The organism is Grimontia sp. AD028, assembly GCF_000973155.1.
In the GTDB taxonomy this organism is placed as follows: Bacteria; Pseudomonadota; Gammaproteobacteria; order Enterobacterales; family Vibrionaceae; genus Enterovibrio; species Enterovibrio indicus.
This window is the reverse complement of sequence record NZ_LASY01000076.1, coordinates 14843-37250: the sequence shown is the minus strand read 5'-3', so window position 1 is coordinate 37250 and position 22408 is coordinate 14843. Positions and strand designations below refer to the sequence as shown.

Annotated in this window: 20 protein-coding genes; 10 read left to right on the top strand and 10 right to left on the bottom strand. The window is 47.9% G+C overall.

What is annotated here, in order from left to right; translation table 11 throughout:
- Positions 1-76: 76 nt before the first annotated feature.
- From RN22_RS16990 to RN22_RS16975, 4 genes are all read right to left on the bottom strand, one after another.
- Positions 77-1435 (bottom strand): ATP-binding protein, encoded by a 1359-nt coding sequence (locus RN22_RS16990; RefSeq protein ID WP_046306048.1) that lies wholly within the window; start codon positions 1433-1435, stop codon positions 77-79.
- A 1-nt stretch (position 1436) separates the two neighbouring features.
- Positions 1437-2111 (bottom strand): response regulator, encoded by a 675-nt coding sequence (locus RN22_RS16985; protein ID WP_002541351.1) that lies wholly within the window; start codon positions 2109-2111, stop codon positions 1437-1439.
- Between the two features lie 217 nt (positions 2112-2328).
- Positions 2329-4011, bottom strand: a complete 1683-nt coding sequence (locus tag RN22_RS16980) for an aspartate:alanine antiporter (RefSeq protein ID WP_002541353.1) — start codon at positions 4009-4011, stop codon at positions 2329-2331.
- 216 nt (positions 4012-4227) lie between these two features.
- Positions 4228-4491 (bottom strand): GrxA family glutaredoxin, encoded by a 264-nt coding sequence (locus tag RN22_RS16975; RefSeq protein WP_002541354.1) that lies wholly within the window; start codon positions 4489-4491, stop codon positions 4228-4230.
- A 343-nt stretch (positions 4492-4834) separates the two neighbouring features.
- On the opposite strand from RN22_RS16975, the gene RN22_RS16970 reads away from it, so the two are divergent.
- The 4 genes from RN22_RS16970 (at position 4835) to RN22_RS16955 (ending at position 9476) form a co-directional block, all read left to right on the top strand.
- A complete protein-coding gene (locus RN22_RS16970; RefSeq protein WP_046306045.1) occupies positions 4835-6016 on the top strand; it encodes an iron-containing alcohol dehydrogenase in 1182 nt (393 codons plus the stop codon).
- 112 nt (positions 6017-6128) lie between these two features.
- On the top strand, positions 6129-6851 hold the full coding sequence (nfsA, locus tag RN22_RS16965) for an oxygen-insensitive NADPH nitroreductase (RefSeq protein ID WP_046306043.1): 723 nt from the start codon (positions 6129-6131) through the stop codon (positions 6849-6851).
- Positions 6852-7270: 419 nt separating this feature from the next.
- A complete protein-coding gene (locus RN22_RS16960) occupies positions 7271-8494 on the top strand; it encodes an OFA family MFS transporter (RefSeq protein ID WP_002541357.1) in 1224 nt (407 codons plus the stop codon).
- Positions 8495-8891: 397 nt separating this feature from the next.
- The gene (locus RN22_RS16955) at positions 8892-9476 is read left to right on the top strand and encodes an RNA polymerase sigma factor (protein WP_002541358.1); all 585 of its coding nucleotides are present in this window, start codon (positions 8892-8894) and stop codon (positions 9474-9476) included.
- An 83-nt stretch (positions 9477-9559) separates the two neighbouring features.
- Here RN22_RS16955 and RN22_RS16950 read toward each other — a convergent pair whose 3' ends face one another.
- The 4 genes from RN22_RS16950 to pabB all read right to left on the bottom strand — a co-directional run bounded on the left by RN22_RS16950 (position 9560) and on the right by pabB (position 14694).
- Positions 9560-10921, bottom strand: a complete 1362-nt coding sequence (locus RN22_RS16950; protein WP_046306041.1) for an L-serine ammonia-lyase — start codon at positions 10919-10921, stop codon at positions 9560-9562.
- 224 nt (positions 10922-11145) lie between these two features.
- Positions 11146-12411 (bottom strand): serine/threonine transporter, encoded by a 1266-nt coding sequence (locus tag RN22_RS16945; protein ID WP_002541361.1) that lies wholly within the window; start codon positions 12409-12411, stop codon positions 11146-11148.
- A gap of 201 nt (positions 12412-12612) precedes the next feature.
- Positions 12613-13305, bottom strand: a complete 693-nt coding sequence (locus RN22_RS16940; protein ID WP_046306039.1) for a CoA pyrophosphatase — start codon at positions 13303-13305, stop codon at positions 12613-12615.
- A gap of 36 nt (positions 13306-13341) precedes the next feature.
- Entirely contained in the window at positions 13342-14694 is a 1353-nt protein-coding gene (pabB, locus tag RN22_RS16935) for an aminodeoxychorismate synthase component I (protein WP_046306038.1), read from the bottom strand.
- Positions 14695-15011: 317 nt separating this feature from the next.
- Here pabB and RN22_RS16930 point away from each other — a divergent pair, with 317 nt between their 5' ends.
- Positions 15012-16526 carry a fumarate hydratase gene (locus RN22_RS16930; RefSeq protein WP_046306035.1) on the top strand — a complete coding sequence of 505 codons (1515 nt, stop codon included), beginning with the start codon at positions 15012-15014 and terminating at the stop codon, positions 16524-16526.
- 179 nt (positions 16527-16705) lie between these two features.
- Here the strand turns inward: RN22_RS16930 and RN22_RS16925 are convergent, their stop codons facing one another.
- Positions 16706-17671, bottom strand: coding sequence for an integron integrase (locus tag RN22_RS16925; RefSeq protein WP_046306034.1), 966 nt, complete (start codon positions 17669-17671; stop codon positions 16706-16708).
- Between the two features lie 240 nt (positions 17672-17911).
- On the opposite strand from RN22_RS16925, the gene RN22_RS16920 reads away from it, so the two are divergent.
- The 5 genes from RN22_RS16920 (at position 17912) to RN22_RS16900 (ending at position 20986) form a co-directional block, all read left to right on the top strand.
- The gene (locus RN22_RS16920; protein WP_197076311.1) at positions 17912-18418 is read left to right on the top strand and encodes a helix-turn-helix domain-containing protein; all 507 of its coding nucleotides are present in this window, start codon (positions 17912-17914) and stop codon (positions 18416-18418) included.
- Positions 18419-18535: 117 nt separating this feature from the next.
- Positions 18536-19111, top strand: coding sequence for a DUF4262 domain-containing protein (locus RN22_RS16915; protein ID WP_082111428.1), 576 nt, complete (start codon positions 18536-18538; stop codon positions 19109-19111).
- 98 nt (positions 19112-19209) lie between these two features.
- Positions 19210-19851, top strand: coding sequence for a Vat family streptogramin A O-acetyltransferase (locus tag RN22_RS16910; protein WP_369700105.1), 642 nt, complete (start codon positions 19210-19212; stop codon positions 19849-19851).
- A 64-nt stretch (positions 19852-19915) separates the two neighbouring features.
- Positions 19916-20467 carry a hypothetical protein gene (locus tag RN22_RS24535; RefSeq protein ID WP_052737558.1) on the top strand — a complete coding sequence of 184 codons (552 nt, stop codon included), beginning with the start codon at positions 19916-19918 and terminating at the stop codon, positions 20465-20467.
- A gap of 132 nt (positions 20468-20599) precedes the next feature.
- Positions 20600-20986: a DUF4440 domain-containing protein gene (locus RN22_RS16900; RefSeq protein ID WP_046306028.1), complete on the top strand. Its 387-nt coding sequence runs from the start codon at positions 20600-20602 to the stop codon at positions 20984-20986.
- 377 nt (positions 20987-21363) lie between these two features.
- Here the strand turns inward: RN22_RS16900 and RN22_RS16895 are convergent, their stop codons facing one another.
- Positions 21364-22371: an IS110 family transposase gene (locus RN22_RS16895; RefSeq protein ID WP_046306026.1), complete on the bottom strand. Its 1008-nt coding sequence runs from the start codon at positions 22369-22371 to the stop codon at positions 21364-21366.
- Between the last annotated feature and the right edge of the window lie 37 nt (positions 22372-22408).

Sequence of the window (22408 nt, the reverse complement as noted above, 5' to 3'; positions counted from 1 at the left end):
CGCAATCGCGGCCTTTTTTGTTTCTGTTGTTTCCAGTGTCAACAGACTTTAGGGGACAACTGGCACTCAATGCCGACTAGCTGACTTTCGGGAAAATCATCACAAAGGCAGCACCTTCCAGTTCGGAATCAATGACACGGATTGAGCCGCCATAACTTTCGACGATTTCGTCACATACCGCCAATCCGATGCCCGTGCCCGGGTTAAGTTGGTCTGCCCGCACCCCGCGTTGGAAAATAGACTCACGCAGAGACTCTTCTACGCCCAATCCATCGTCTTCAATGGTCAGCACATAGTGATCTGAGGCCTCGCTGCTTGAGATTCGCACCTCGCTGATACAAAAACGGAATGCGTTTTCCAAAAGGTTGCCGAGTAGCTCGGTTAAATCCGCTTTGTTGAGCGGCAAAGAAGGCAATGCTTCCAAACGGGTGGTGATATTTACTGGCTTATCACTGTAGACCTTGGCGAACATCCCCGTGAGGCTGTCTAACACAGGTTTGAGCTCGGTTTTTTCGCGAACCAGACCTCGTTGACCCACCAAAGCGCGTTTAAGTTGGTACTGCACCATGTCATCCATTTGGCTGACTTGTTCTATGATGCGTTTGCTCATGGCTTCGCGGCTTAACGTATTGTCGTCCAGTAGCGCATTGGTCGCGGCAAGGCGGCTTTTAAGACTATGAGCGAGATCATCCATCGCATGACGATAGCGTTGGGTTTGCTCTTTTCTGAGGGTGATCATCCGGTTCAGCGCGTCTGTGACATCTCCCAATTCTTTAGGGTAATCCGAATCCAGTTTTTCTCGGCGGGATTCCGCAATTTCATTCAGCTCACCCGCGAGTTTTCTTAGCGGACTGAAGCTCCAGTATGACGCGGCATAAAGTAAACCTGTGGCAATCGAAAACAATAGCCCCATGTAAAACCAAGTCTTACGTCTTATCTGAGACAAACTTTCCAGTTGGGCGCTGACTTCACGAAGTACAAAGAATGCTTCTTCTGTCGAGTAAGTCGCTTCAGAGATAACGTGGACGACATACGGCAGTTCGTTGTAGTAGATAAGGTCTGGGCCAGAAAGAGAGTAGGGAATGTGGTGGCAGACATTTTTCATGCCGTTATCGCGCGCGCCGTAAGACATCCAGGAAGCATTGCCATCACGTTCACAGATAAACGCCAGATAGTTGGTTTGCTTGGAGGTAGGAGTGGGAATGGGTTGATCGCGATGTGGTGCGTTCTCACCGAGTTGTAGCATGTTGTCCTGTCTCAGTTCACCAATGATATGCGGGACTTCTGTCACCAAATCGGCAGAATACATGGCAATGTAGCTTTTGACATAAATTTGGTTAATCACCACACCAAGTCCCAACGAGAAGGCAAGGATGATGGCAATGGACGTGACCATCACCCGCTTGTGGATTTCGGGCATCATGTTCCGCGTCATATCAGGTCACCTGAAGTTCAAAAATGTAGCCCTGACCACGTACGGTGGAAATCGGATTATCTTGCCCGGCCTGAGTGAGCTTTTTGCGAAGGCGGCTCATCATGACTTCAATGGTGTTTGGATCACCTTCCTGATCTTGATAAAGCACATCCAGCAGGCGCTGCTTGGAAACCACTTGGCGGTTGTGGCGCACCATATATTCCAGTAAATCGTACTCAAAGGCGGTGAGATCAACAGGGGCATCATCAACGGTGACTTTTTTCGCCAGTAAATCCATGGTGATTTTATCGGCTTTGATTTCTGGCTTCACAAACCCGGCGCTGCGACGAACTAATGCATTAAGACGGGCGACCAGCTCTTCTTTCTGAAACGGTTTTACCAGATAGTCATCCGCACCGGCATCTAATCCAGACACTTTATCTTGCCAGTTCGCGCGGCCAGTCAGAATGAGGATGGGCATACGGATTTCGGCGCGGCGAATATCGCGGATAAGGCTCAGGCCGTCCCGATCAGGCAGGCCGAGGTCAACAATGGCAATGTCGTTGGGATAATCTTTGGCAACGAAAAGGCCTTCAGATGCGGTTTTGGCGCAGTGCACCTGATTACCCAGTTCAGACAGTTCAGTTTTTAGATGATGGCTCAATAGAGGATCGTCTTCGACGATAAGAATGCGCATAAACCGTTACCTTTACTTTGTTTTCCGAATACCAGCTTAACGATGATAACGCGCAAAACGTTGCGCTGATGCAAACAACCTGCGGGTTTGTTACTGACGTGCAGGAAGATTCAGCAAACAGTGTAACTTCTGTTCGCTGAATCATTGCTGACTGCTTTGCCGGATATGCGAGGAGACTAGGAGGATTAGGGCTATCAGACCCTAATACCAACAACTCCTAAGTCAGTATAACGAGAAGGGTGCCTGCAAACGTCAGCAAAACGTTGGCGATGGCGTAGGTACCTGCGTAACCAAGAGCAGGAATGGTGCTTCGCGCATGTTGATTGATCATGTCCATGGCTGGTGCACAGGTACGCGCACCAATGATCGCGCCAAACAGCAGTGCACGGTTCATGTTGAGAATGTATGCACCGACCAGATATGCCAGTATTACCGGCACCACGCTCACAGCCAGTGCACCAAACATGATGGTGAAGCCCATTTGCTGCAAGTATTCAATCAAGTTGCCACCTGCGCTCAACCCTACGCCGACCATAAAGGTCATCAGCCCCAGCTCTTTCAGCATGTTGATTGCCCCTTGAGGCACGTAACCGAAAGTTGGGTGGTTAGCACGCAGGAATCCGAGCAAAATCCCTGCAATCAACAGACCAGACGCGTTACCTAAGCCCAGGGTCATCTGGCCGAATGTCATGGTGATCAAACCAAAAATCAGGCCGAAGATGAAGAAAGAACAGAACGCCAACATGTCTGAAACCTGACTGTGAATCGAGATAAAGCCGATTCGTTCAGCCAGTCCCATAACGCGGCGCTTCTCACCACTGACCTGCAGTACATCCCCTTTAGACAGCAAGATATTGTGGTCCATTGGCATTTCAATCTGCGCGCGGACAACGCGGTTTAAGAAACAGCCGTATTCAGACAGATTCAAATCTGACAGGCGCTTACCAATGATGGCGTCGTTTTTCACCACGATTTCTTCTTCAACCACCCGAAGGTCAAGCAGATCACGGTCGAATACTTCTTTTCCGTTGCGGAAAGAAGGGTCGAGTCGGGCGTGGCTATCCGGGTAACCTACCAATGCGATTTCATCACCTTCCTGCAAAATGGCGTCACCATCTGGGTTGGCGAGAATACCGTTACGGCGGATACGTTCTATATAGCAACCGGTTTGACGGTAAATACCCAGTTCACGAAGGTTACGGCCATCGACCCAGTTAATCAGCTCAGGCCCAACGCGATATGCTCGGATTATCGGCAGGTAAACTTTGCGCTGTGAAGAGTTACCCAGCCCACGCTCCATCGCAATCTTTTGCGCAGAGTGCTCAAGATTCTCTTTTTGCAGCTTTGGCATAAAGTTCGCCAACACGATAAGGCTGATAAGACCGACAAGGTATGCCAGTGCGTAACCCACGCTTAGGTTATCAATCATGCCTGCCAGTTGGTCTGGGGTAAAAGATCCCCCCAAGCCTGCGTTTAACGCATCTTTCGCACCTACCAATACCGGTGTTGCTGTCATCGCTCCCGCCATCATGCCGGTTGCAATACTGCCGTCTACGCCAAACTGGTACTTCATCAACAGAGTGATACCCACGGAGGTACTCAGCACTGTAAATGCAAGGACGAGATAAGATTTACCGTCGCGGAAGAAGATGCCAAAAAAGTTTGGGCCAGCTTCAATGCCTACACAGAAAATGAACAGCATAAAGCCGATGTTCAGTGCTTCTGGGCTGAACGAAAAGCCTGCATGTCCGAAAGATAAGGCGGTCACCAGCACACCAATAGAGTTACCAAACTGGAAGCTGCCGATTCTGATTTTGCCGATGGTGAGGCCAATGGCCAAAACAACGAAAAGGAGGAGGATGTCGTTATTAACAAGCAGGTTGTAGACGTCTATGTTCACTGAACAGTAATCCGCGCACGGGTCAAGGGAAATTCTGGGGCGCCATTATACTCATTTGCAATGAAATGTAATGGAAACTCGCATGAAAAATAGTATTAAATTTTGCTGACTTTCCTAATGGAAAGTATGAAAGCCTGTGTTGATGCCAACTTTCTGTTTTTGAACAATAAAAAAGCCGGCATGCTTGCCGGCTTTTTCAGAGAAATCTAAGAGAAATTACTGGTACAGACCCAGATTTTCTTTTGCGTAAGCTTCGAAGTCTGTGAAACCACCTACGTGCTCTTGGTCAACGAAGATTTGTGGCACAGTTTCAACTGGCTTACCTACGGTTTTTTCAAGGTCAGCTTTGCTGATGCCTTCCGCGTGGATGTCTACATAACGGTAGTTGAAATCGTCACGCTCTTCTTTCAGTTTGTCAGCAAGATCCTTTGCACGAACACAGAATGGGCAACCTGGGCGACCAAAAATAACCACGAACATATTCATTTCCTTTCTTATTCAAATTGATTGGATGGTGCCATATAGGGAAGGTGCCCGTGGCTTTATCATCCGATTGGCAATAACTATGCCTCAAGCACTTGGCAGATAAAAGAAGGTTTTGTCTCTTAATTCAATCGAAATTATCTATCAATCGGAAAATGAACAGAGCGCGCATTTTTGAAAGGGTGTGATGAAGGCTCCACATGTTTAAAACGAAGCGGTTTTAACCACAGAGTCTCTGCTTTGTATCAATTTTATATTCACTTAAGTGCGTAAATTGAGTGTTGAATTTTTTCGGTTTGAGGATCTGCTTTTCGTTTCTGACCAGATCCAGGGAGGTGCCATGTTTCAGTTTATGACCGCTACGCGGATTATTTTTGGTGAAGGCGCGCTTAACAACTCCTTCTCTATATTCAATAACTACGGATACAGCGCGCTTGTTGTGACAGGGCGTGATGACCAACGTGCCGATCCATTACTCGCTTATCTTTCCCAGCAAAATATTCGTTATCAACGGCTCGCTGTACACGACGAACCGCTCATTGCCATGGTGGAAGAAATGGCTGCTGCTGGGCGCTTGTTCAAACCTGATATGGTGATAGCAATAGGCGGCGGAAGTGTGATGGATGTTGGCAAGGCACTGTCAGCCCTTATCCCTAACCAGGGCAGTGTTTATGATTATGTGGAAGTCGTTGGCCGGGCTCTGCCACTCACTGCCAAGCCACTGCCTTGTATTGCAATACCAACCACAGCCGGGACGGGTTCGGAAGTGACCCGCAATGCAGTGATGATTTCTGCCCAAGAGAACGTCAAAGCAGCAATTCGAAGTCCCGACCTGATTCCTGATGTCGCGATCATCGACCCGACGTTAACCTACGGCACAGAAAAATCGCTTTCGGCAAGATGCGGTATGGATGCATTCACTCATCTAATGGAAGCCTATGTCTGCGGTGAGCCGAACCCGTTGACCGATATGATATGCGAGGAAGGTTTACGCCGTCTGGCCCCGGCGATTATTCATGCCTGCGAAGATGACGACCCGAAAGCCCGCGCGGATATGGCATTTGCTTCCATGCTAGGTGGTATGGCGCAGTCAAACGCCAAATTAGGCGCAGCGCATGGTTTGGCTGCTGCACTGGGTGCGGTGTTGGATGCCCCACATGGAGCAATCACGGCACAACTTGCCCCTTATGTCATGGCAGAGAATATTCTTGCAGCACGTGAAGCAGGGCGTATCAGCCTGCTAAACCGCTACCGCCAGTTGGCTTGTATTCTGACTGGGCGAATGAATGCTGAGCCAAGTGATGGCATCGTGTGGGTACAGCGGATCCTGCGAAGGTTAGATCTTGAAACGCTTCCCCAGCTTGGTCTTTGCGACACCATGTTTGAAGAGGTAGCAGTATCAGCTCTGCGCTCAAGTTCGATTAAAGGTAACCCGTTGCCACTAAGTGAAAGCCGCCTCATTCATATTCTTCAACAAGTCTGCCAATCTTCGAATCTCGAGGAAAGCTCTGATCCGGCCTAACCTAAAAAGCAAAAGATGTAATGCAGCGGACACTTTATAGTGTCCGTTTTGCAATTGGCTCTAGGCAGTTTGATAATGGTGTTATTCAGGAAGGCATAAACAGGAAGCGACAATGACGCCGGCTATTGAAACCATTCTCTCTCACCGCTCGATAAGAAAATTTACCGACCAACCGATCACGGATGAGCAACGCAATGCCATCATTGATAGTGCACGTGCTGCATCTACTTCCAGCTTTATTCAATGCACCAGCATTATTAGAGTCATCGACAAAGAGAAAAGGCAACTTCTGGCTGAATACGCTGGCAATCAGCCTTATGTTGCTGACGCTGCAGAGTTCTTCGTGTTCTGTGCTGACTTCAACCGACATTTACAAATCAAGCCGGACGCGCAAGTGGGCTTTGCTGAGCAAACTTTGATTGGCGCGATAGACGGTGCATTGATGGCACAAAATGCCCTGATAGCGGCAGAATCTTTAGGCTTGGGTGGCGTGTATATCGGTGGACTTAGAAACAACCCTGACAAAGTCGCTAACCTTCTAAAATTGCCAGAGCAGGTGTTTCCATTGTTTGGGCTTTGTCTTGGCTATCCTTCGCAAGATCCTGAAGTCAAACCACGCTTGCCATCAGAGTTGGTCGTTCACACTGACGAGTATTCAGCGATGGATAAAGCTGTTTTGGAGAACTATGACAGTGAGGTGCGGGAGTATTACCGAACCCGCACTGGCGGCAACAAAGAGATGAGCTGGAGTGAGCAAATTTCCGGGACTCTCAGCAAAGAAGCGCGTCCATTTATGAAAGCCTTTCTCGAAAGCAAAGGGTTCAGCACCAAGTAGTCTTTTCTAAGAGGATGTCCGTGCCCTTGATTTGGTCAGCAAGGCATCAGAATATCCAAGTTTTACTGAACACATGTCTATCGCTCCGAGCCTTGATTGCAAAGGGACTCGGGGTGAGTACCTTTCTATTTTTCCACACGTTTTGTTACACCCATTGACTAATAAATCACCGCAGAAAAAACTTTTTTCGCGATAAACAAAAGTAGATGGTGATCACGCTCTCATTCCCTGATAGACTCCGCGCGCTTCTGTCATTCTCTTCAAATTTGAAGAATGCCAAAAATAATTTATATCTTCGCAGTTTTGACTACTAATTCATCAATTTAGTGAATGAGTTGCGCGGGGATGTTGGGTTGGGTGGCGCAGTAGGGGGCTAATGCCGGCGACACCTTTTATTAGTGAATTTATTGAGTCGTAACATGAACAAACTGAACAAAGCTACGGGCGTACTAGCAGCCGGTTTCTTTATCAATATGTGTATCGGCATCCTGTACGCGTGGTCTGTATTCAAGCAGTCACTGGTAGAGCAGGGTTGGTCGAACGCAGATGCATCTATGCCTTACACCGTTGCAACCATCTGTTTTGCACTTTCTCTGCTGGTGGCGGGTAACCTGCAAGACCGTATGGGTCCTCGTAAAGTTCTGATTCTGGGTACCATCATGGTGGGTATTGGCATGATCGTATCTAGCTTTGCTTCATCTCCTATGACTCTACTACTGAGCTTTGGTGTGATCACCGGATGTGGTATCGGTTTCGGTTACGCGTGTCTGTCTCCAGCGGCAATGAAGTGGTTCCACCCTTCTAAAAAGGGCATGGTTAACGGTCTGATCGCAGCAGGCTTCGGTCTGGCAGCGGTATACCTGGCGCCACTGACTTCTATGCTGATTGAAGGTTACGGCGTTCAGCAAAGTTTCATGATCCTGGGTGTAGGTATTCTGGCTATCGCTGTTCCACTGGCGTGCACCATTAACAACCCACCTGCGGACTACACACCAGAAGCACCTGCTGGCTATGTAGCGAAAGCAGGCGCTGGCGACAACAACATGGGTTGGCGCGAAATGGTTAAGACTCCACAGTTCTACTCACTGTGGCTGATGTATGCGCTGGCATCTTCTGCGGGTTTGATGGTGATCGGTAACATCACTTCTATCGCGATCAACCAGTCTGATCTGACTCAAGTTGCGTTCCTTGTTGTAGTTCTGTCTATCTTCAACTCAGGCGGTCGTGTTGCTGCAGGTATCCTGTCTGACAAGATTGGTGGCCTGAAAACTCTGATGTTGGCGTTCATCATGCAAGGCATCAACATGATGATGTTTGCAACTTACAACACCGAGTTCACCCTGATGGTAGGTGCGGCTGTTGCAGGTGTAGGTTACGGCACACTGCTGGCAGTATTCCCATCTATCACTGCTGACTACTACGGCCTGAAAAACTACGGCGGTAACTACGGCGTGCTTTACACCGCATGGGGTGTGAGTGGTTTCATTGGTCCTGTTGTTGCTGCAACCGCAGTAGACATGACCGGCAACTACGTGATGGCATACACCATCTGTGCAGCAATGCTGGCTGTGGCAGTTGTTCTATCTTTCATTACTAAACCAGTGAAAGCAGAAGCAGCAAACGCGCAGAAAGTTGCAGCGTAATCGCTAGCTACTTAATACTTGGAAGCCCGCTTTATGCGGGCTTTTTTGTATCCTGACCTTCCAGAACTCATCATTTTTATCCCTCTTTATCGCATCAGTAATGCCCCCAATTGATATGCAAATCCGAGGTCTGACCTTTGACCAGGGCTGATAATGTGTTCCATGGGTGAGACTTTTTGAGACATTCTAAAGTCGCAACTTTCTTGGGGTAATTGAACGCTGTTCTAAATCAGTGCCAATAAGTGATTGATAATAAAACGCCGTTCAATAACACTGATGAATAACTGGTCAGATTTGTTGGTTTATTCAGGCATTTTTGAATAGAAAACACTGTTTGATTGTTCAGTTTGCATTGGCTAGGTTGTGTTCACCACTCGAATACCAGGAGGGTATTAACATGCATTCAGTGGATTCAACCTGTATTAAAAACAGTGAGCGTGAACAGATAGCTAAGATTCAGGCGGGGCACCCGTTAGCCCGCAACTACTTCGACCAACTGGTCGCGAGCTACCTGTCACCATTACATCGTCGATGCATGGCATGGTTAGGTTGTCCTTATGACGCGGATGACGTGTTGCAAGAAACCTTGGTGCGGAGTTTCCGCTACATCCACGCCTATCGCGGCGAAGCTGCATTCAGAAGCTGGTTATATGCGATTGCAGACAATCAGTGCAGAAGCTATTTGAAGAAGCGTGCGACTCACTCGCAACGTTTCGTTTCAGACGAGTTGCAAGAGGAAGTTGGCGTTGAAGAGAAGTGTCCTGTGACCTCAGAACAGGGTATTTCAAATTCAGTGCAATCATTGGCTAAAACCGCACAGGAAATCCTTGTGCTGCGTTTTGAACATGACCTCTCGCTCGAAGAAATCAGTAACGTCCTCGGCCTTGGCCTGAGTGCGACGAAAATGCGTCTTTATCGCGCCATTGATGCGGCAGAGAAGCATGTACTGAAAAACGAGGAGGGCCTGCTTGCAACGGCTTGAAATTCGAATAGCAAATCGTGAATAAAGAAAACCGCCTACTTGGGCGGTTTTCTTTTTTGTGTATTTAGAATCACCAAAGGTGATTAGCAAATCACTTTAATTGCCAGGCCACCTTGAGAGGTTTCGCGGTACTTCGCGTTCATGTCTTTACCGGTTTCCAGCATGGTTTCGATAACCTTGTCCAGAGAAACACGTGGCTCTGAAGAGCGGCGCAGCGCCATACGGGTTGAGTTGATGGCTTTCATTGCAGCAATACCGTTGCGCTCAATACAAGGAACCTGTACTTGACCCGCAACAGGGTCACACGTCAGACCCAGGTTGTGCTCCATGCCGATTTCCGCAGCGATACACACCTGTTGTGGGCTACCGCCCATCAGTTCAGCCAGACCTGCAGCTGCCATTGAACACGCAACACCAACTTCACCCTGACAACCTACTTCCGCGCCAGAGATAGACGCGTTTTGCTTGTACAGGCCACCAATCGCGCCAGATACTGCGAAGTAACGGGTGTACTCACGTGGGCTTACGGTTTGGATGAACTTGTCATAGTAAGCCAGAACCGCAGGGATGATGCCACACGCACCATTAGTCGGTGCGGTTACAACACGGCCGCCAGCTGCGTTCTCTTCGTTAACGGCAAACGCGAACATGTTTACCCAGTCAACCACTGCCATTGGGTCGTTTGAGAACTTCTCGGTAGACAGAAGCTGTTGGCGGAGCGCTGCCGCACGACGTGGAACGCGAAGTGGGCCAGGCAACACACCTTCGTTGTTCATGCCGCGATCCAGACACTCACGCATGGTGCGCCACACGTTACCGAAGTAGGTTTCGATTTCATCTTCAGTGTGCATCGCACGCATGTTTGCCATGACAACCGCACTGATTGACAGGCCAGTCTCTTTACAATGGTTCAGCAGTTCTTCCGCGCTGTTGAATTCATAAGGAACAGCAACTTTATTTTCGTCTTCTTTGCCGAAGTTCTCTTCATCAACAATAAAACCACCGCCGATAGAGTAGTAAGTCTTGGCGTAGGCTTTCTCTTCACCAGACCATGCAGTAATGGTCATGCCATTTTCGTGCAGAGGCAGGTTAGTGGTGTGGAAGTTCATACCGCTTTCACGTGGGAAGTCGACAGTATGAAGTTGGATACCTACTGGCAGACGTTCGGTTTCTTCAACACGTGCGATGAAGCCAGGAATGCTGTCGATATCAACGTTCTCTGGAGAGTTGCCCGCCAGACCCATGATGATAGCCACATCAGTGTGGTGACCTTTACCGGTCAGAGACAGAGAGCCATAGACATCCACAGTGATCTTGGTGATGTCCTGCAGTTTCTCCATGCGGGTCAGATCGTCGATGAATGATTTACCGGCTTTCATAGGGCCAACAGTGTGCGAGCTGGAAGGACCTACGCCGATTTTGTAGATATCAAAAACGCTGATCATGTGTCATACCTCAGTCAATGCCCGTGGTTTACGTGGACGGGCATTTGGATTAATTCGTTTATATCCATCCGTGGAGGTGACAGTTTGCTGAGCCGATATACCCTAGGTTTTGCTGACCTTAAATGTTAGGTATTTACCTTTCCGTGGCTCAGTGAAAAAAGCAAAAAAGAGCAAGGAATTTAAGCATCCTTGCTCTTTTGGGGCTGTGCATTCTACACGATTTATTAGGCGATGAAACCGTACATAATCGCTGAAATCGCTACCATACCCATGAAAGTGACGAAGATGTTGCTCGCCTTACCGCCGTACTTCTGCATAGACGGTACTTTCTTGATAGCGTACATCGGCATGATGAACAGAATGGTCGCGATGATTGGGCCACCCAGTGATTCAATCATACCCAGAATGCTTGGGTTGATGGTTGCAACAATCCAGCTGGTGATGATAACGAATGCTACGGTGAACATATCGATTTTCTTCATGTTCACTTGCTTACCGCGAGAGCGCAGTTGCTTGATGATGATACCGTTCAGACCTTCACGTGCACCCATGTAGTGACCGAAGAAAGAAGACACGATAGCAACGAAGGCAACGACTGGACCCAGGTAAGAGATGAATGGGCTTTCGTGTTTGTTCGCCAGGTAAGACAGAACCGCCAGGTTTTGTGCTTTTGCTTCTGCCAGATCAGCAGGCGTCAGGCTCAGAACACAAGAGAACACGAACAGCATAACGAAACCAAGCAGCATGCCCGAGGTGCGGAACAGGATTTGGTTCGATTTACGCTCAGCATTGTCACCGTAGTCACGGGTCTGTGCCATAGAGAACGCAGAGATCGCAGGGCTGTGGTTGAATGCGAAAACCAGAACAGGGATAGAGATCCACAGGGTTGTCATGAAATCACCCGCTGTAGGAATTTGCTGCAGTGCAGACATGTTCCAGTCAGGGATCAGGTAGATAGACATGAACAGCAGGATCGCTACCAGCGGGTAAACCAGGAACTGAGTCACTTTCAGCATCAGTTTCTCACCCGCCAGCATGACTGACATCATACCCATGATTAGGATGATAGACAGAACAGCGCGTGGCAGAGATTCCATGCCAAGCTGGTTAACCATGAAAGAGTCAACAGTGTTGGTAATACCAACGCCGTAAATCAGAACGATCGGGTAAATCGCGAAAAAGTAAAGCAGAGTGATGAGTTTACCCGCAGTCGCGCCGAAGTGCTCTTCAACCACTTCAGTGATGTCGCTGCCTGGCTTCTTAGAAGACAGAACGAAACGTGCAAGGCCACGGTGAGCCAGATAAGTCATAGGACCAACCAGGATTGCTAGGGCAACCAGAGGCCAGAAACCGTTCAGACCAGCGTTAATAGGAAGGAACAGAATACCTGCACCTACCGCTGTACCAAACAGAGATAGCATCCAGGTGGTGTCTTGAGCAGACCACTTCATTTTGTCTGCGCTCGAAGTCGTGCTTGACTGAGTTTGCATCGTTTAATCACCAAAAATAATACGGAACAGATCGGGAACTGATGCGTATTGTTTACATTTTTTCACTGTAAACTGTGATGGAGATCATTTTTGTGGCAACAATATTTCGTGCGACGAATTTATTTGAACTCACTACATTCACATTTTTTATGGTTTAAAAACGTTGTTTAAAGACCCTAAAAATAGTTGAGGTATTAAAAATTAGTTGAGGGAAAGTTGCTGGCTGAGGGCATGAAGTATCTGAGCCGTAACACCCCAGATCAGGTGGTTCTCATAGCTCATGGCGTAGATGTGGTAGGTGTTACCACGAACATGGAAAGGTTGTTTGGTGATGGCATCGCGTCTCAAAAACTGAGCGAGTGGCACCTCAAAAAGGCTGTGAACCTCATTGGCATCCAGCACGGGTGTGTAATCGGCATCCACAAAAGCGATAACAGGCGTAACAAGGTAGCCGCTGACGGTTGGAAGTGGCGTTAAACAGCCAAGAAGATGCGCTCTGTCAGTGGTGACGCCAATCTCTTCTTCCATTTCACGAATCGCCGTTTCGACGATATCTGTGTCCGATTCTTCCGCTTTACCGCCGGGGAAGCTAATTTGGCCTGGATGATGTTTCAAATGCGTTGCGCGTTTGGTCAACAAGACATGCAGTTCGCCATCACGTTCTGCAAGGGCAATCATCACAGCAGCGGGACGAAGATCTGGTGATCCTTCCCGACGCATGGCATCGGTCGCACGTTGAATCACGCGCTTGTCGTAATGGTAACTGGGGCTTAGGCTAAAACGTTGTACTAACCAATGGCGGGAGAGGGGACGCATCGGGCTTTGGCGCGTTTGATGCGCCAGAATTGCCGGTTGCTGTAGCGAGGTGTTATCCATCCATGGTGTTTTTAACATGCGTCCTACCTACTTCTGAATGCGCTGTACCGCCTCTTATGAAGACAGCACAGGAAGAATCCGACTGAGCTTGTCGAGTGTTTCCTGATACTCCGATGCAGCCTCACTGTCCGCGACCACGCCGCCGCCAGCCCAGGCATAAATGTGTTGTTGATGGCAAACCAGCGTACGGATCGTAATGCTGGTGTCCATGGTGCCGCAACGACTCAAGTAGCCAATGCTGCCACAGTAAATGCTGCGTCGATGCGGCTCCAGCTCCTCGATGATCTCCATAGCGCGTACTTTAGGTGCGCCAGTTATCGATCCACCGGGGAAACAGGCTCGGAGCAAATCTTCACCGTGCTTATCATCAGAAAGTGTTCCCGTTACGGTACTGACCATATGATGGACGGCTGGAAATGTCTCAATATCAAAAAGTTTAGGTACATTTACCGAACCTGGCGAGGCGACTCGGCCAATATCGTTGCGAAGAAGGTCAACAATCATCAGGTTTTCGGCGCGATCTTTCTGGGCATTCTTCAAGCAGTGTATGTTTGCCGAATCCACAGCAGCGTCGTTGTGACGAGGGCGGGTGCCTTTGATCGGCTTGGTTTCAATCTCCCTGCCGTGCAGTTGCAAGAAACGCTCTGGAGAGACGGAAAGAATGGCAGAATCTTCCAAACGAATAAAACCGGAGAAGGGCGCGCCATTGGTTTTGGCCAGCTTTTGATAGGCTTCCCACTCGCTACCCTGATAAGGCGCTTCAAAGCGTTGAGCAAGATTGATTTGGTAACAATCCCCCGACTTTAGATACGCCTGCACACGGTCGAACTTCTCTTCATAGGTTTCCGGCGTCATGTTCGCCTGCCATTCACCTTTCAAAGAGAATGCCGAGGCTTCTGCTTCCTGATGGCCTTCTAGCCATGAAAGTCGGTTTTCACCCTCAGGTTGGATCAGCACCAGCTTTTTCTCTTTATGGTCAGCAATCACTGCCCAGTCATAAATACCCACAGCCATATCAGGAATGTCGATATCACGGGTCGCCAGCTCAGGCAAAGTTTCTACCTGACGGCCAAGGTCATAAGCGAAGTAACCCAAAGCCCCGCCAAGGAATGGCCAAGGTGCGATAGGCTCAGTGCGGGGTAAAAGGGAAAGCTGAAGCGCGTGCAACTCTTCGAACGGATCCGTCTCGCTGGATGCGGTGCGACCGTCACGATACCAAATACGGTTGATGCCGTTTTCACTGCAAAGCGTCGCGATGGGGTCCGCCACTAGAATATCAAAGCGGTTATCCGGATGTTTTTCCGCTGCAGACTGCAGCAGCATTGCCCAAGGTTGGGATTCAATACGGGAAAAAAGCGACGTGAGTGCTGATGGCGAGTACTCAAGAAACTGCAGAGTGATAGGCATTCGTCTCGATTCGGTCATTTTCGTGTTTTTGTGATCGGCATTGAAGCGTCTGTTGGCGCTAAATCGGCCGTAAGAGTATCATAATCGTGGCTTTTAAAGCTAAGTTTGGAAAGTGAAAAATCAAGCGGCGAAAAGTCATTCGCCCAATCAAGGACGCGAGAGGGTCGCTTCTCTGGCAAAGCTGCCGAATAAGAGAAAGCGGCCTACTATTTTGTAATACCTATTCGTAATACAAAGCTCGACTGGAAGCACTGTTTAGCCCGCATTGATAAGTGAGCGAACAGCGCCAAGGAATCATAAAAATTAAAGAGGCAACTATGACTGTCATTCGTAAGGAAGATGTCATCGACAGTGTCGCTGACGCCCTACAGTACATCTCCTACTATCACCCTATCGATTTTGTTCAAGCCCTCGAAAAGGCGTACGAAAAAGAGCAAAGCCAAGCGGCTAAAGATGCCATCGCCCAAATTCTGATCAACTCCCGCATGTCTGCAGAAGGCAAACGCCCAATCTGTCAGGACACAGGCATTGTGACCTGCTTCGTGAACATCGGCATGGATGTTCAGTGGGAAAGCGACCTCACCGTACAACAAATGGTCGATGAAGGCGTACGCCGCGCATACAACAACCCAGATAACCCACTTCGTGCCTCTGTGGTTGCAGACCCTGCGGGTGCCCGTAAGAACACCAAAGACAACACCCCAGCGGTAGTTCACATCAACATGGTGCCGGGCGACAAAGTGGAAATTCAAATCGCGGCGAAAGGCGGCGGTTCTGAAAACAAAACCAAGATGGTAATGCTCAACCCATCTGACGATGTAGCGGCTTGGGTTGAGAAAACCCTGCCAACCATGGGCGCAGGCTGGTGTCCACCGGGCATGCTGGGTATTGGTATCGGCGGTACGGCAGAGAAAGCGGCCGTGCTGGCAAAAGAATCTCTGATGGAACACATCGACATTCAAGAGCTGATTGACCGTGGTCCAGAAAACGCAGAAGAAGAGCTTCGTCTTGATATCTTCAACCGCGTGAACAAACTGGGCATCGGCGCACAAGGCCTTGGCGGCTTAACCACGGTTGTTGATGTGAAAATAAAAACCGCGCCAACGCATGCAGCGTCTAAGCCTGTGTGTTTGATCCCTAACTGTGCCGCGACTCGCCACGTTCACTTTACCCTTGATGGTTCAGGCCCAGCCGACCTCCAGCCACCAAAACTGGAAGAGTGGCCAGAAGTCACCTGGGAAGTCGGCGAAAATGTTCGCCGCGCAAACCTGGATGAAGTCACCAAAGAAGACATTCAAGAGTGGAAGACGGGTGAAACGGTTCTGCTTTCAGGCAAAATCCTGACCGGTCGTGATGCCGCACACAAACGTATTCAGGAAATGCTGAACAGCGGTCAAGGTCTGCCAGACGGCGTGGACTTCAACGGACGCTTCATTTACTACGTAGGCCCTGTAGATGCAGTGGGCGATGAAGCTGTTGGCCCTGCAGGCCCAACCACTTCAACCCGTATGGACAAGTTCACTGACACGATGCTCAGCGAAACCGGTCTTATCGGCATGATTGGTAAAGCGGAGCGCGGCCCTGCAACGGTTGAATCCATCAAAGAACACAAAGCGGTATACCTGATGGCCGTAGGCGGCGCTGCTTACCTTGTTGCAAAAGCCATCAAGAAAGCACGTGTTGTAGCGTTTGAAGATCTGGGTATGGAAGCGATTTACGAATTTGATGTTGTAGATATGCCTGTGACCGTTGCAGTAGACTCGCGCGGCGACAACGCCCACCAAATCGGCCCAGACACTTGGAAGGTGAAGATCGCCGAAATGGAAGGCTAAGCCCAAACGGCATCAGCTTGAAAACCAATAAAACCGCGGCCTAGGTCGCGGTTTTTGTTTGTCGATTGCTTGAGGTTGATCGTAGAAGTATTGCCACAATTTCTATTGGGGTGCCCAGTTTATTAGTATTTTGCTCAATTTGATTACTGGGCTAAATGCGCAGGGGCGGTAGCGTGGAATCAAAGTAGCCTAGATAGCGGGCTGATGACTCCGCTGGCACCATTATTTAAAACATGTGTGTATATCTGCGTGGTTCTAATATCAGAATGTCCTAACTGCTCTTGAACCGTCCTGATGTCCGCACCGGCTTCTAGAAGATGTGTAGCAAATGAGTGTCGAAGTGTGTGACAACTTACCGCTTTGCTTATTTGAGCTTCTCTTGCCGCACGCTTTATTGCTCTTCGAATGGTCGTTTCATCTAAGTGATGACGCCGAATCAAGGATGAGCTAGGGTCTACCGAAAGTTTGCTAGAGGGAAACAGAAATTGCCATCCAAGCTGTTTGCTTGCTGCGGGGTATTTCTTTGCTAACGCATTTGGAAGCCAGACGCCGCTGAAGCTAGGGTTAGAAATGTCTTTCTCAAAGTATTTATCAACTATCGCAATCTGGTTTCTAATCAAGGGAACAAGTTCTTTGGCTAGGGTGACTTTTCGGTTTTTATTACCCTTTCCCTGCCAAACAAAAACGGCGTAATAATCAAAATCAATGTCCTGCACTCTAAGTCTTAACATTTCAGTGACTCTCAATCCGCTCCCATACATCAGTTTTATCGGAAGGCTAAGGTTGGGAGGAAGATGTTGGAAGAGGCGTATAGTCTCATCTTTGGTAAGTACGACGGGAAGTTTTGGGGATACTTTTGATCTATTGAAAGACAAATTTTCTCCAAGCGGTTTTTTTATATATTTCCGATAGAGAAAAACAACGGCGTTGAGCGCTGTTGCTTGACTTTTCACAGCCAGTTTTCGCTCGTTTGCTAAATAGGTTAAAAATAGCTCTACCTCTTCGTCTCCCATATCTGCGGGATGCTTTTTGTTGTTATAGATAATAAACATCTTTATCCAGTAGATGTATGTGTCAACCGTTCTTTTAGAATAGTGGCGTGAATACATAAACTCGCAGACAGATTGGAGAAAAGGCGATTTCATAGATGTTTAACCATACTGTTTATATACACAGTTCTTACTCTATAGTAAGAAATCGCAGAATTTAAATGCGGGACGCCCGTTTTTGTCAGTTTGCAAAGATAGTCATAGTTCTATGTAACTGATAATATTGATGTAAGCTGCGCGGTGATACGGTGGTTAGTGTACTAATCGGGCGTCTCGGTTTTGTACTAAACGGGCTTTATGCCCGCTAATAAGTTGTTAGTTCTAGGGAAGGTTAAAGTGAAGAAGTTGAAATTATTCCTTGTAAGTGCAACAAAAGTAGCACTCGCGTTTTCATTAGCTAGTTGTACCACTGTTGATATAGAGCCCAATGCTACTTATACGTTTTGCCCTGAATTTAAAAACGTTGATAGTAAAAGTTACTTTTTAACCTGTTTGGGGGAAAGATATGAAGGGCTTCCTAACGAAGTGAGTAAGTCACTAGAGTTTATTCAAAAGTATTACAATTACGATCTAAATGACTACACCGTAGCACAGTACCTAGGTTGGGAAAGGGATCAACTCGCTGAATTATACCTTAATACTTTTTCTATAACGGATGCTGACGTTCTGAATGAAACCAGAATAAAGAAGGCTGAGGTTCTCTTCAGTTCATGCACTGATATCACAGCAAAATCGGTTGCTTATGAAGTTGGCTACATGGATGAAGTCTACTTACGGTTCTACTTTGACAAATATATTGGAGAGAGCCCCGAAGAGTATAGATCCAGCGTGTCCTGTAACTAACAAGTGAATCAACGAGGGACGTTTACTCGTGGCGCATTTTTTCAAAGAAACGTTGTGATTAAGGCACTTCAACCAGTTTGGGTTAGTAAACGCCCGTTATTCAAACGTTAGGGCAACATGATGATCAAAAATCCATTTCTATCTGCACTCATTTTCGCTGCTGTTTCTACTGCGCAAGGAGAAGAAAGTGTGTTTATGGATTCAGTACCGAGTGGTTTCACACCTCCGGCACCAGAGAGTGACTACGACGCGCAGCTTTTGGACAAAGTCAATGAGTTGGGGTGGTATAACATTCACATAGCTGAAGAAAATGGAAGCCCGGCATTTGCATTTTCAATTGGTCACTTTCACAAGCAAAATCATCCTGAAATTATTATCGTCGGATTACCTGCCGAAACCGCGCATCAGCTGCTCAATATTGCGGTAGTTAAAATAGTCGGCGCTAATGAGAAAATTGAGCCTTATAAGAAGTACACAGACTTCACGGAGAGTTTGTCAGTAGCTTTTGTACCAGTAGGTCTAGAGCACTATGGAGAATATTTAGGTTATGCAAATTGGTACTACGGCTCTATGCCTAAACCCTATCCAGTGGTTCAAATGGTTTGGCCAGATCGAGAAGGAAAGTACCCTTGGGAGTCTGGGTATGATCGAAGGTTTTCGCAGTCTCAACCAATTTTGGGGCCTATGCCCTAACAAGGCCAGGCACAGCGACGGCTTTTCCGTTTCGGCTTCGCCTACACTACAAAGCCGCGCGTGCTGGCGGCGTTAAAAGTCACAGACATATTGGAGGCATTTTGAAAGGTCCGAATCCAGAAGATAAAGAGCCCATGAAAGGATTTCCTCAAGTAGGGTACTTAAAGAACTACATTTCATCCGAAAATATCATTGTTGGTGATTATACCTACTACGATGATCCTGAAGGCCCAGCGCGATTTGAGGGTAATGTGCTTTATCATTTTCCTTTTATTGGAGATAAGCTCGTAATTGGGAGGTTTTGCGCCATCGCAAAAGACGTAAAGTTCATCATGAATGGCGCTAATCACAAGATTTCCGGCTTTTCTACATACCCATTTCAGATATTTGGTAACGGTTGGGAGAAGGTCATGCCTAAAGAAGGTGATTTACCCTTCAAAGGTGACACCAAAGTTGGGAACGATGTTTGGATTGGTTATGAAGCCACGATTATGCCGGGAGTCAAAGTTGGCGATGGCGCAATAATAGCGAGTAAGTCTGTTGTGACATCTGATGTCCCAGCGTACAGCGTTGTTGGTGGAAACCCTGCCAAAGTCATTAAGTACCGGTTTGACGAAAATACAATTAGTGAACTCTTGGAAATAGCATGGTGGGATTGGAGTGCTGAAAAAATCACTGAAAATCTCGAATCAATAGTTGGTTGCGATATTGTCGCACTTCGGAATACAAGTGACTTTTAACAAAGCATTACAGCGGACAAGCCGCTGAATGCGGCGTTAGGGTTAAGCATATAGTGGGCTAACTATGAATATTCATTTTGAGTTGGTAGAAGATTTGTGGTGGCAGGCAAAAGCAAATTTACCATCATGGAATGGCTTTCAAAGTATAGGAGGGCTGTGTGGCTCTAACGATGAAAACTCCGCGTCCGATGGTACCGTTACAGTTTTGTTTGCACCCGAAGGTCGTGATGCCAGCCCTCTCAATAGAGAAGAAGTAGAATCTGTAATTTGGGTACTTGAAAATGAGTCCGATATATCTGTGAATCTGTTGGAATCACTTCTAATCATTTACCCTCAATTACAAATAACCTACGGATACTCCGACTCTGAAAAAGCAGAGTATATGCCTGATGTGCTGGTGCCTAATGATTTCAACACATTGATTAGTTTACATTCAGTCAATGTGCATCCGCTTTGCAAGGACGGTGTCCCATATATTGGGTTTGAGTTCGGTTGCAAATGGGATGAAGAGCATGGCCTAGGTGTTCTCATGCATGGCTCCAGAGTTGTAGAAATTGGAGGAGCTGATACAGCAATTCTTCTTTGGCTTGCAGAAAAAGATGCAGAAAAACCCTAACAAAGGCAATCAACGCGGGACGCTTTGTCAACGCGGCAGCTTTTCAAAGTGTTGTGAATACAAAGAATTAAAGAAGTTTGGGAGGTTTTGTAAGCGCCCGTTATTGCAACGTTAGGTATTTCAAGGAGTAGTATGGAAACTACAGTAGAACAAGCAAAAGAGTTTTTTGAACATTATCAGACCATGTTTGATAGCGGCGACATGGAAGCTTTCTCCAAACTATTCGCAGAACCATTTATCAGCGTTAGGCCAGACGGTTCCGTTCAATCGATGCCAACGAATAAATGTGCATTGAAGTTTTTTAGTGAGGTATATGATAATTGGAAAGCAGAAGGCTACTCTTCATTTCGTACAAAAGACTTTCAGGTTACCCCTATTGGCAAGGATAGTATGCTAGTGACTTTCACATGGGTAATGCTAGACGACAGCCAAAATGCAATCAGAGAGTGGCGCCAGTCATATAATTTGCTTGCAAGAAGTAGTTCGTGGGTAGTCATCACGTCTACGTTTCACGCGTAGCTTAACCTAACAAATTGCTTAACAAAGACTCCTAACGCTTGGCGACTTCAGTCGCAATTTAAGCTCCGTGTTTATGGCACAATATTCAAGTTAAGTGGCATCGCGTTGTCGCTTGTTAGCAAGGCTACATGGATTCCCCCGTTCGTCAAACATCCGCTAGACTTTTCAAGATGGGTTTTGGACTGCCGCTCTACATTCGGCCTTTCGCTGACTCACGTCACGGCCCTGATGACATTACGCGGTTGCAGTGCCTCATTCGTTAGAAGACATCAATGTGTCCGCCGCATTAACAGGCTCTCTGCAAATTGTCTTAACCTATCCTCATCAGCTGCGTCTGCAATGACCCGGTTGGTGTGTATCCCTGCGCCGCCTCTTACTCAGGCGGCGTAGTCTTGATATTCGGTTTGGTTGTGTAACAACGCCCAGATAATGCGGGCGTTCTTAGCTGCCAGCGCGACAATGGCGCGGTTCATCCCTCGTCGTTCGAGGACGTTTCTCCCCCAGACACTGAGCCTGTCCTGTTTTTCTCCGAGGTTGGTTATGACGGCTCTCGCTCCGTGAACTAACAAGGTTCGTAGATACTTGTCGCCCCGTTTACTAATGCGCCCAAGGCGAGGTTTACCGCCTGTTGAATACTGTTTGGGAACTAATCCCAACCAAGCAGCAAAGTCTCTCCCGGAGTCGAACTGCTCACCTTTACCGATGGCAGCAATAATGGCTGTGGCGGTTTGAGGTCCGACGCCTCGGACGTTAAGGATACGCTGCGCATTAGGGCTGGCTTTGGTTACCATCTCAAAGCACTGGTCGGTGTCTTCGACACGTTGATTCAGAGTCTGTAAGTGTTCAAAGCAATCCGCCAGGACAGCACGGGCGATATCAGGCAAGCCGTTTTCAGCGGCTTCGAGAATAAGAGGAACCTCGCGATGGACAGCGGCACGTCCGGTTGGAACGACGATGCCAAATTCGGCGAGCAAAGCACGGATACGATTAATGAGGGCAGTCCGCTCCTGAACCCAGTGCTCACGCATTCGGTGAATAGCAAGAATGGCTTGGCGTTCAGGTGATTTAACAGGAACAAAGCGCGTATTGCGTCTTTGGACGGCTTCACAGATAGCAATGGCATCATTAAGGGTGCGGTAGGGGCTGACATACTTAGCCGCCATGATGCGGGTATCATGGCCTAATTGGGTGAACGCTCTGGCCCAATAATGCGCACCACTACACGCTTCAATGCCTATACGCATAGCTGGCATATTTGCTAATGTAGTCAGTAATTTAGCGCGTGATACAGATTTATGAAGGATGACCTTTCCCCGGTCATCCACTGCGTGCAATGAGAAGTGGTGTTTGGCGAGGTCAACGCCACAAAAGAATATAGAAGACATGGTTACCTCCGGTATTTAACGCGACACCTAAGTGTGA

What these genes read in the sequence shown, in the direction of transcription:
- RN22_RS16990 (WP_046306048.1), bottom strand. Translation starts at nt 1,435, where the DNA reads ATGACGCGGAACATGATGCCCGAAATCCACAAGCGGGTGATGGTCACG.
- RN22_RS16985 (WP_002541351.1), bottom strand. Translation starts at nt 2,111, where the DNA reads ATGCGCATTCTTATCGTCGAAGACGATCCTCTATTGAGCCATCATCTA.
- RN22_RS16975 (WP_002541354.1), bottom strand. Translation starts at nt 4,491, where the DNA reads ATGTTCGTGGTTATTTTTGGTCGCCCAGGTTGCCCATTCTGTGTTCGT.
- RN22_RS16970 (WP_046306045.1), top strand. Translation starts at nt 4,835, where the DNA reads ATGTTTCAGTTTATGACCGCTACGCGGATTATTTTTGGTGAAGGCGCG.
- nfsA (WP_046306043.1), top strand. Translation starts at nt 6,129, where the DNA reads ATGACGCCGGCTATTGAAACCATTCTCTCTCACCGCTCGATAAGAAAA.
- RN22_RS16960 (WP_002541357.1), top strand. Translation starts at nt 7,271, where the DNA reads ATGAACAAACTGAACAAAGCTACGGGCGTACTAGCAGCCGGTTTCTTT.
- RN22_RS16955 (WP_002541358.1), top strand. Translation starts at nt 8,892, where the DNA reads ATGCATTCAGTGGATTCAACCTGTATTAAAAACAGTGAGCGTGAACAG.
- RN22_RS16950 (WP_046306041.1), bottom strand. Translation starts at nt 10,921, where the DNA reads ATGATCAGCGTTTTTGATATCTACAAAATCGGCGTAGGTCCTTCCAGC.
- RN22_RS16945 (WP_002541361.1), bottom strand. Translation starts at nt 12,411, where the DNA reads ATGCAAACTCAGTCAAGCACGACTTCGAGCGCAGACAAAATGAAGTGG.
- RN22_RS16940 (WP_046306039.1), bottom strand. Translation starts at nt 13,305, where the DNA reads ATGTTAAAAACACCATGGATGGATAACACCTCGCTACAGCAACCGGCA.
- pabB (WP_046306038.1), bottom strand. Translation starts at nt 14,694, where the DNA reads ATGCCTATCACTCTGCAGTTTCTTGAGTACTCGCCATCAGCACTCACG.
- RN22_RS16930 (WP_046306035.1), top strand. Translation starts at nt 15,012, where the DNA reads ATGACTGTCATTCGTAAGGAAGATGTCATCGACAGTGTCGCTGACGCC.
- RN22_RS16925 (WP_046306034.1), bottom strand. Translation starts at nt 17,671, where the DNA reads ATGAAATCGCCTTTTCTCCAATCTGTCTGCGAGTTTATGTATTCACGC.
- RN22_RS16915 (WP_082111428.1), top strand. Translation starts at nt 18,536, where the DNA reads ATGATGATCAAAAATCCATTTCTATCTGCACTCATTTTCGCTGCTGTT.
- RN22_RS24535 (WP_052737558.1), top strand. Translation starts at nt 19,916, where the DNA reads ATGAATATTCATTTTGAGTTGGTAGAAGATTTGTGGTGGCAGGCAAAA.
- RN22_RS16900 (WP_046306028.1), top strand. Translation starts at nt 20,600, where the DNA reads ATGGAAACTACAGTAGAACAAGCAAAAGAGTTTTTTGAACATTATCAG.
- RN22_RS16895 (WP_046306026.1), bottom strand. Translation starts at nt 22,371, where the DNA reads ATGTCTTCTATATTCTTTTGTGGCGTTGACCTCGCCAAACACCACTTC.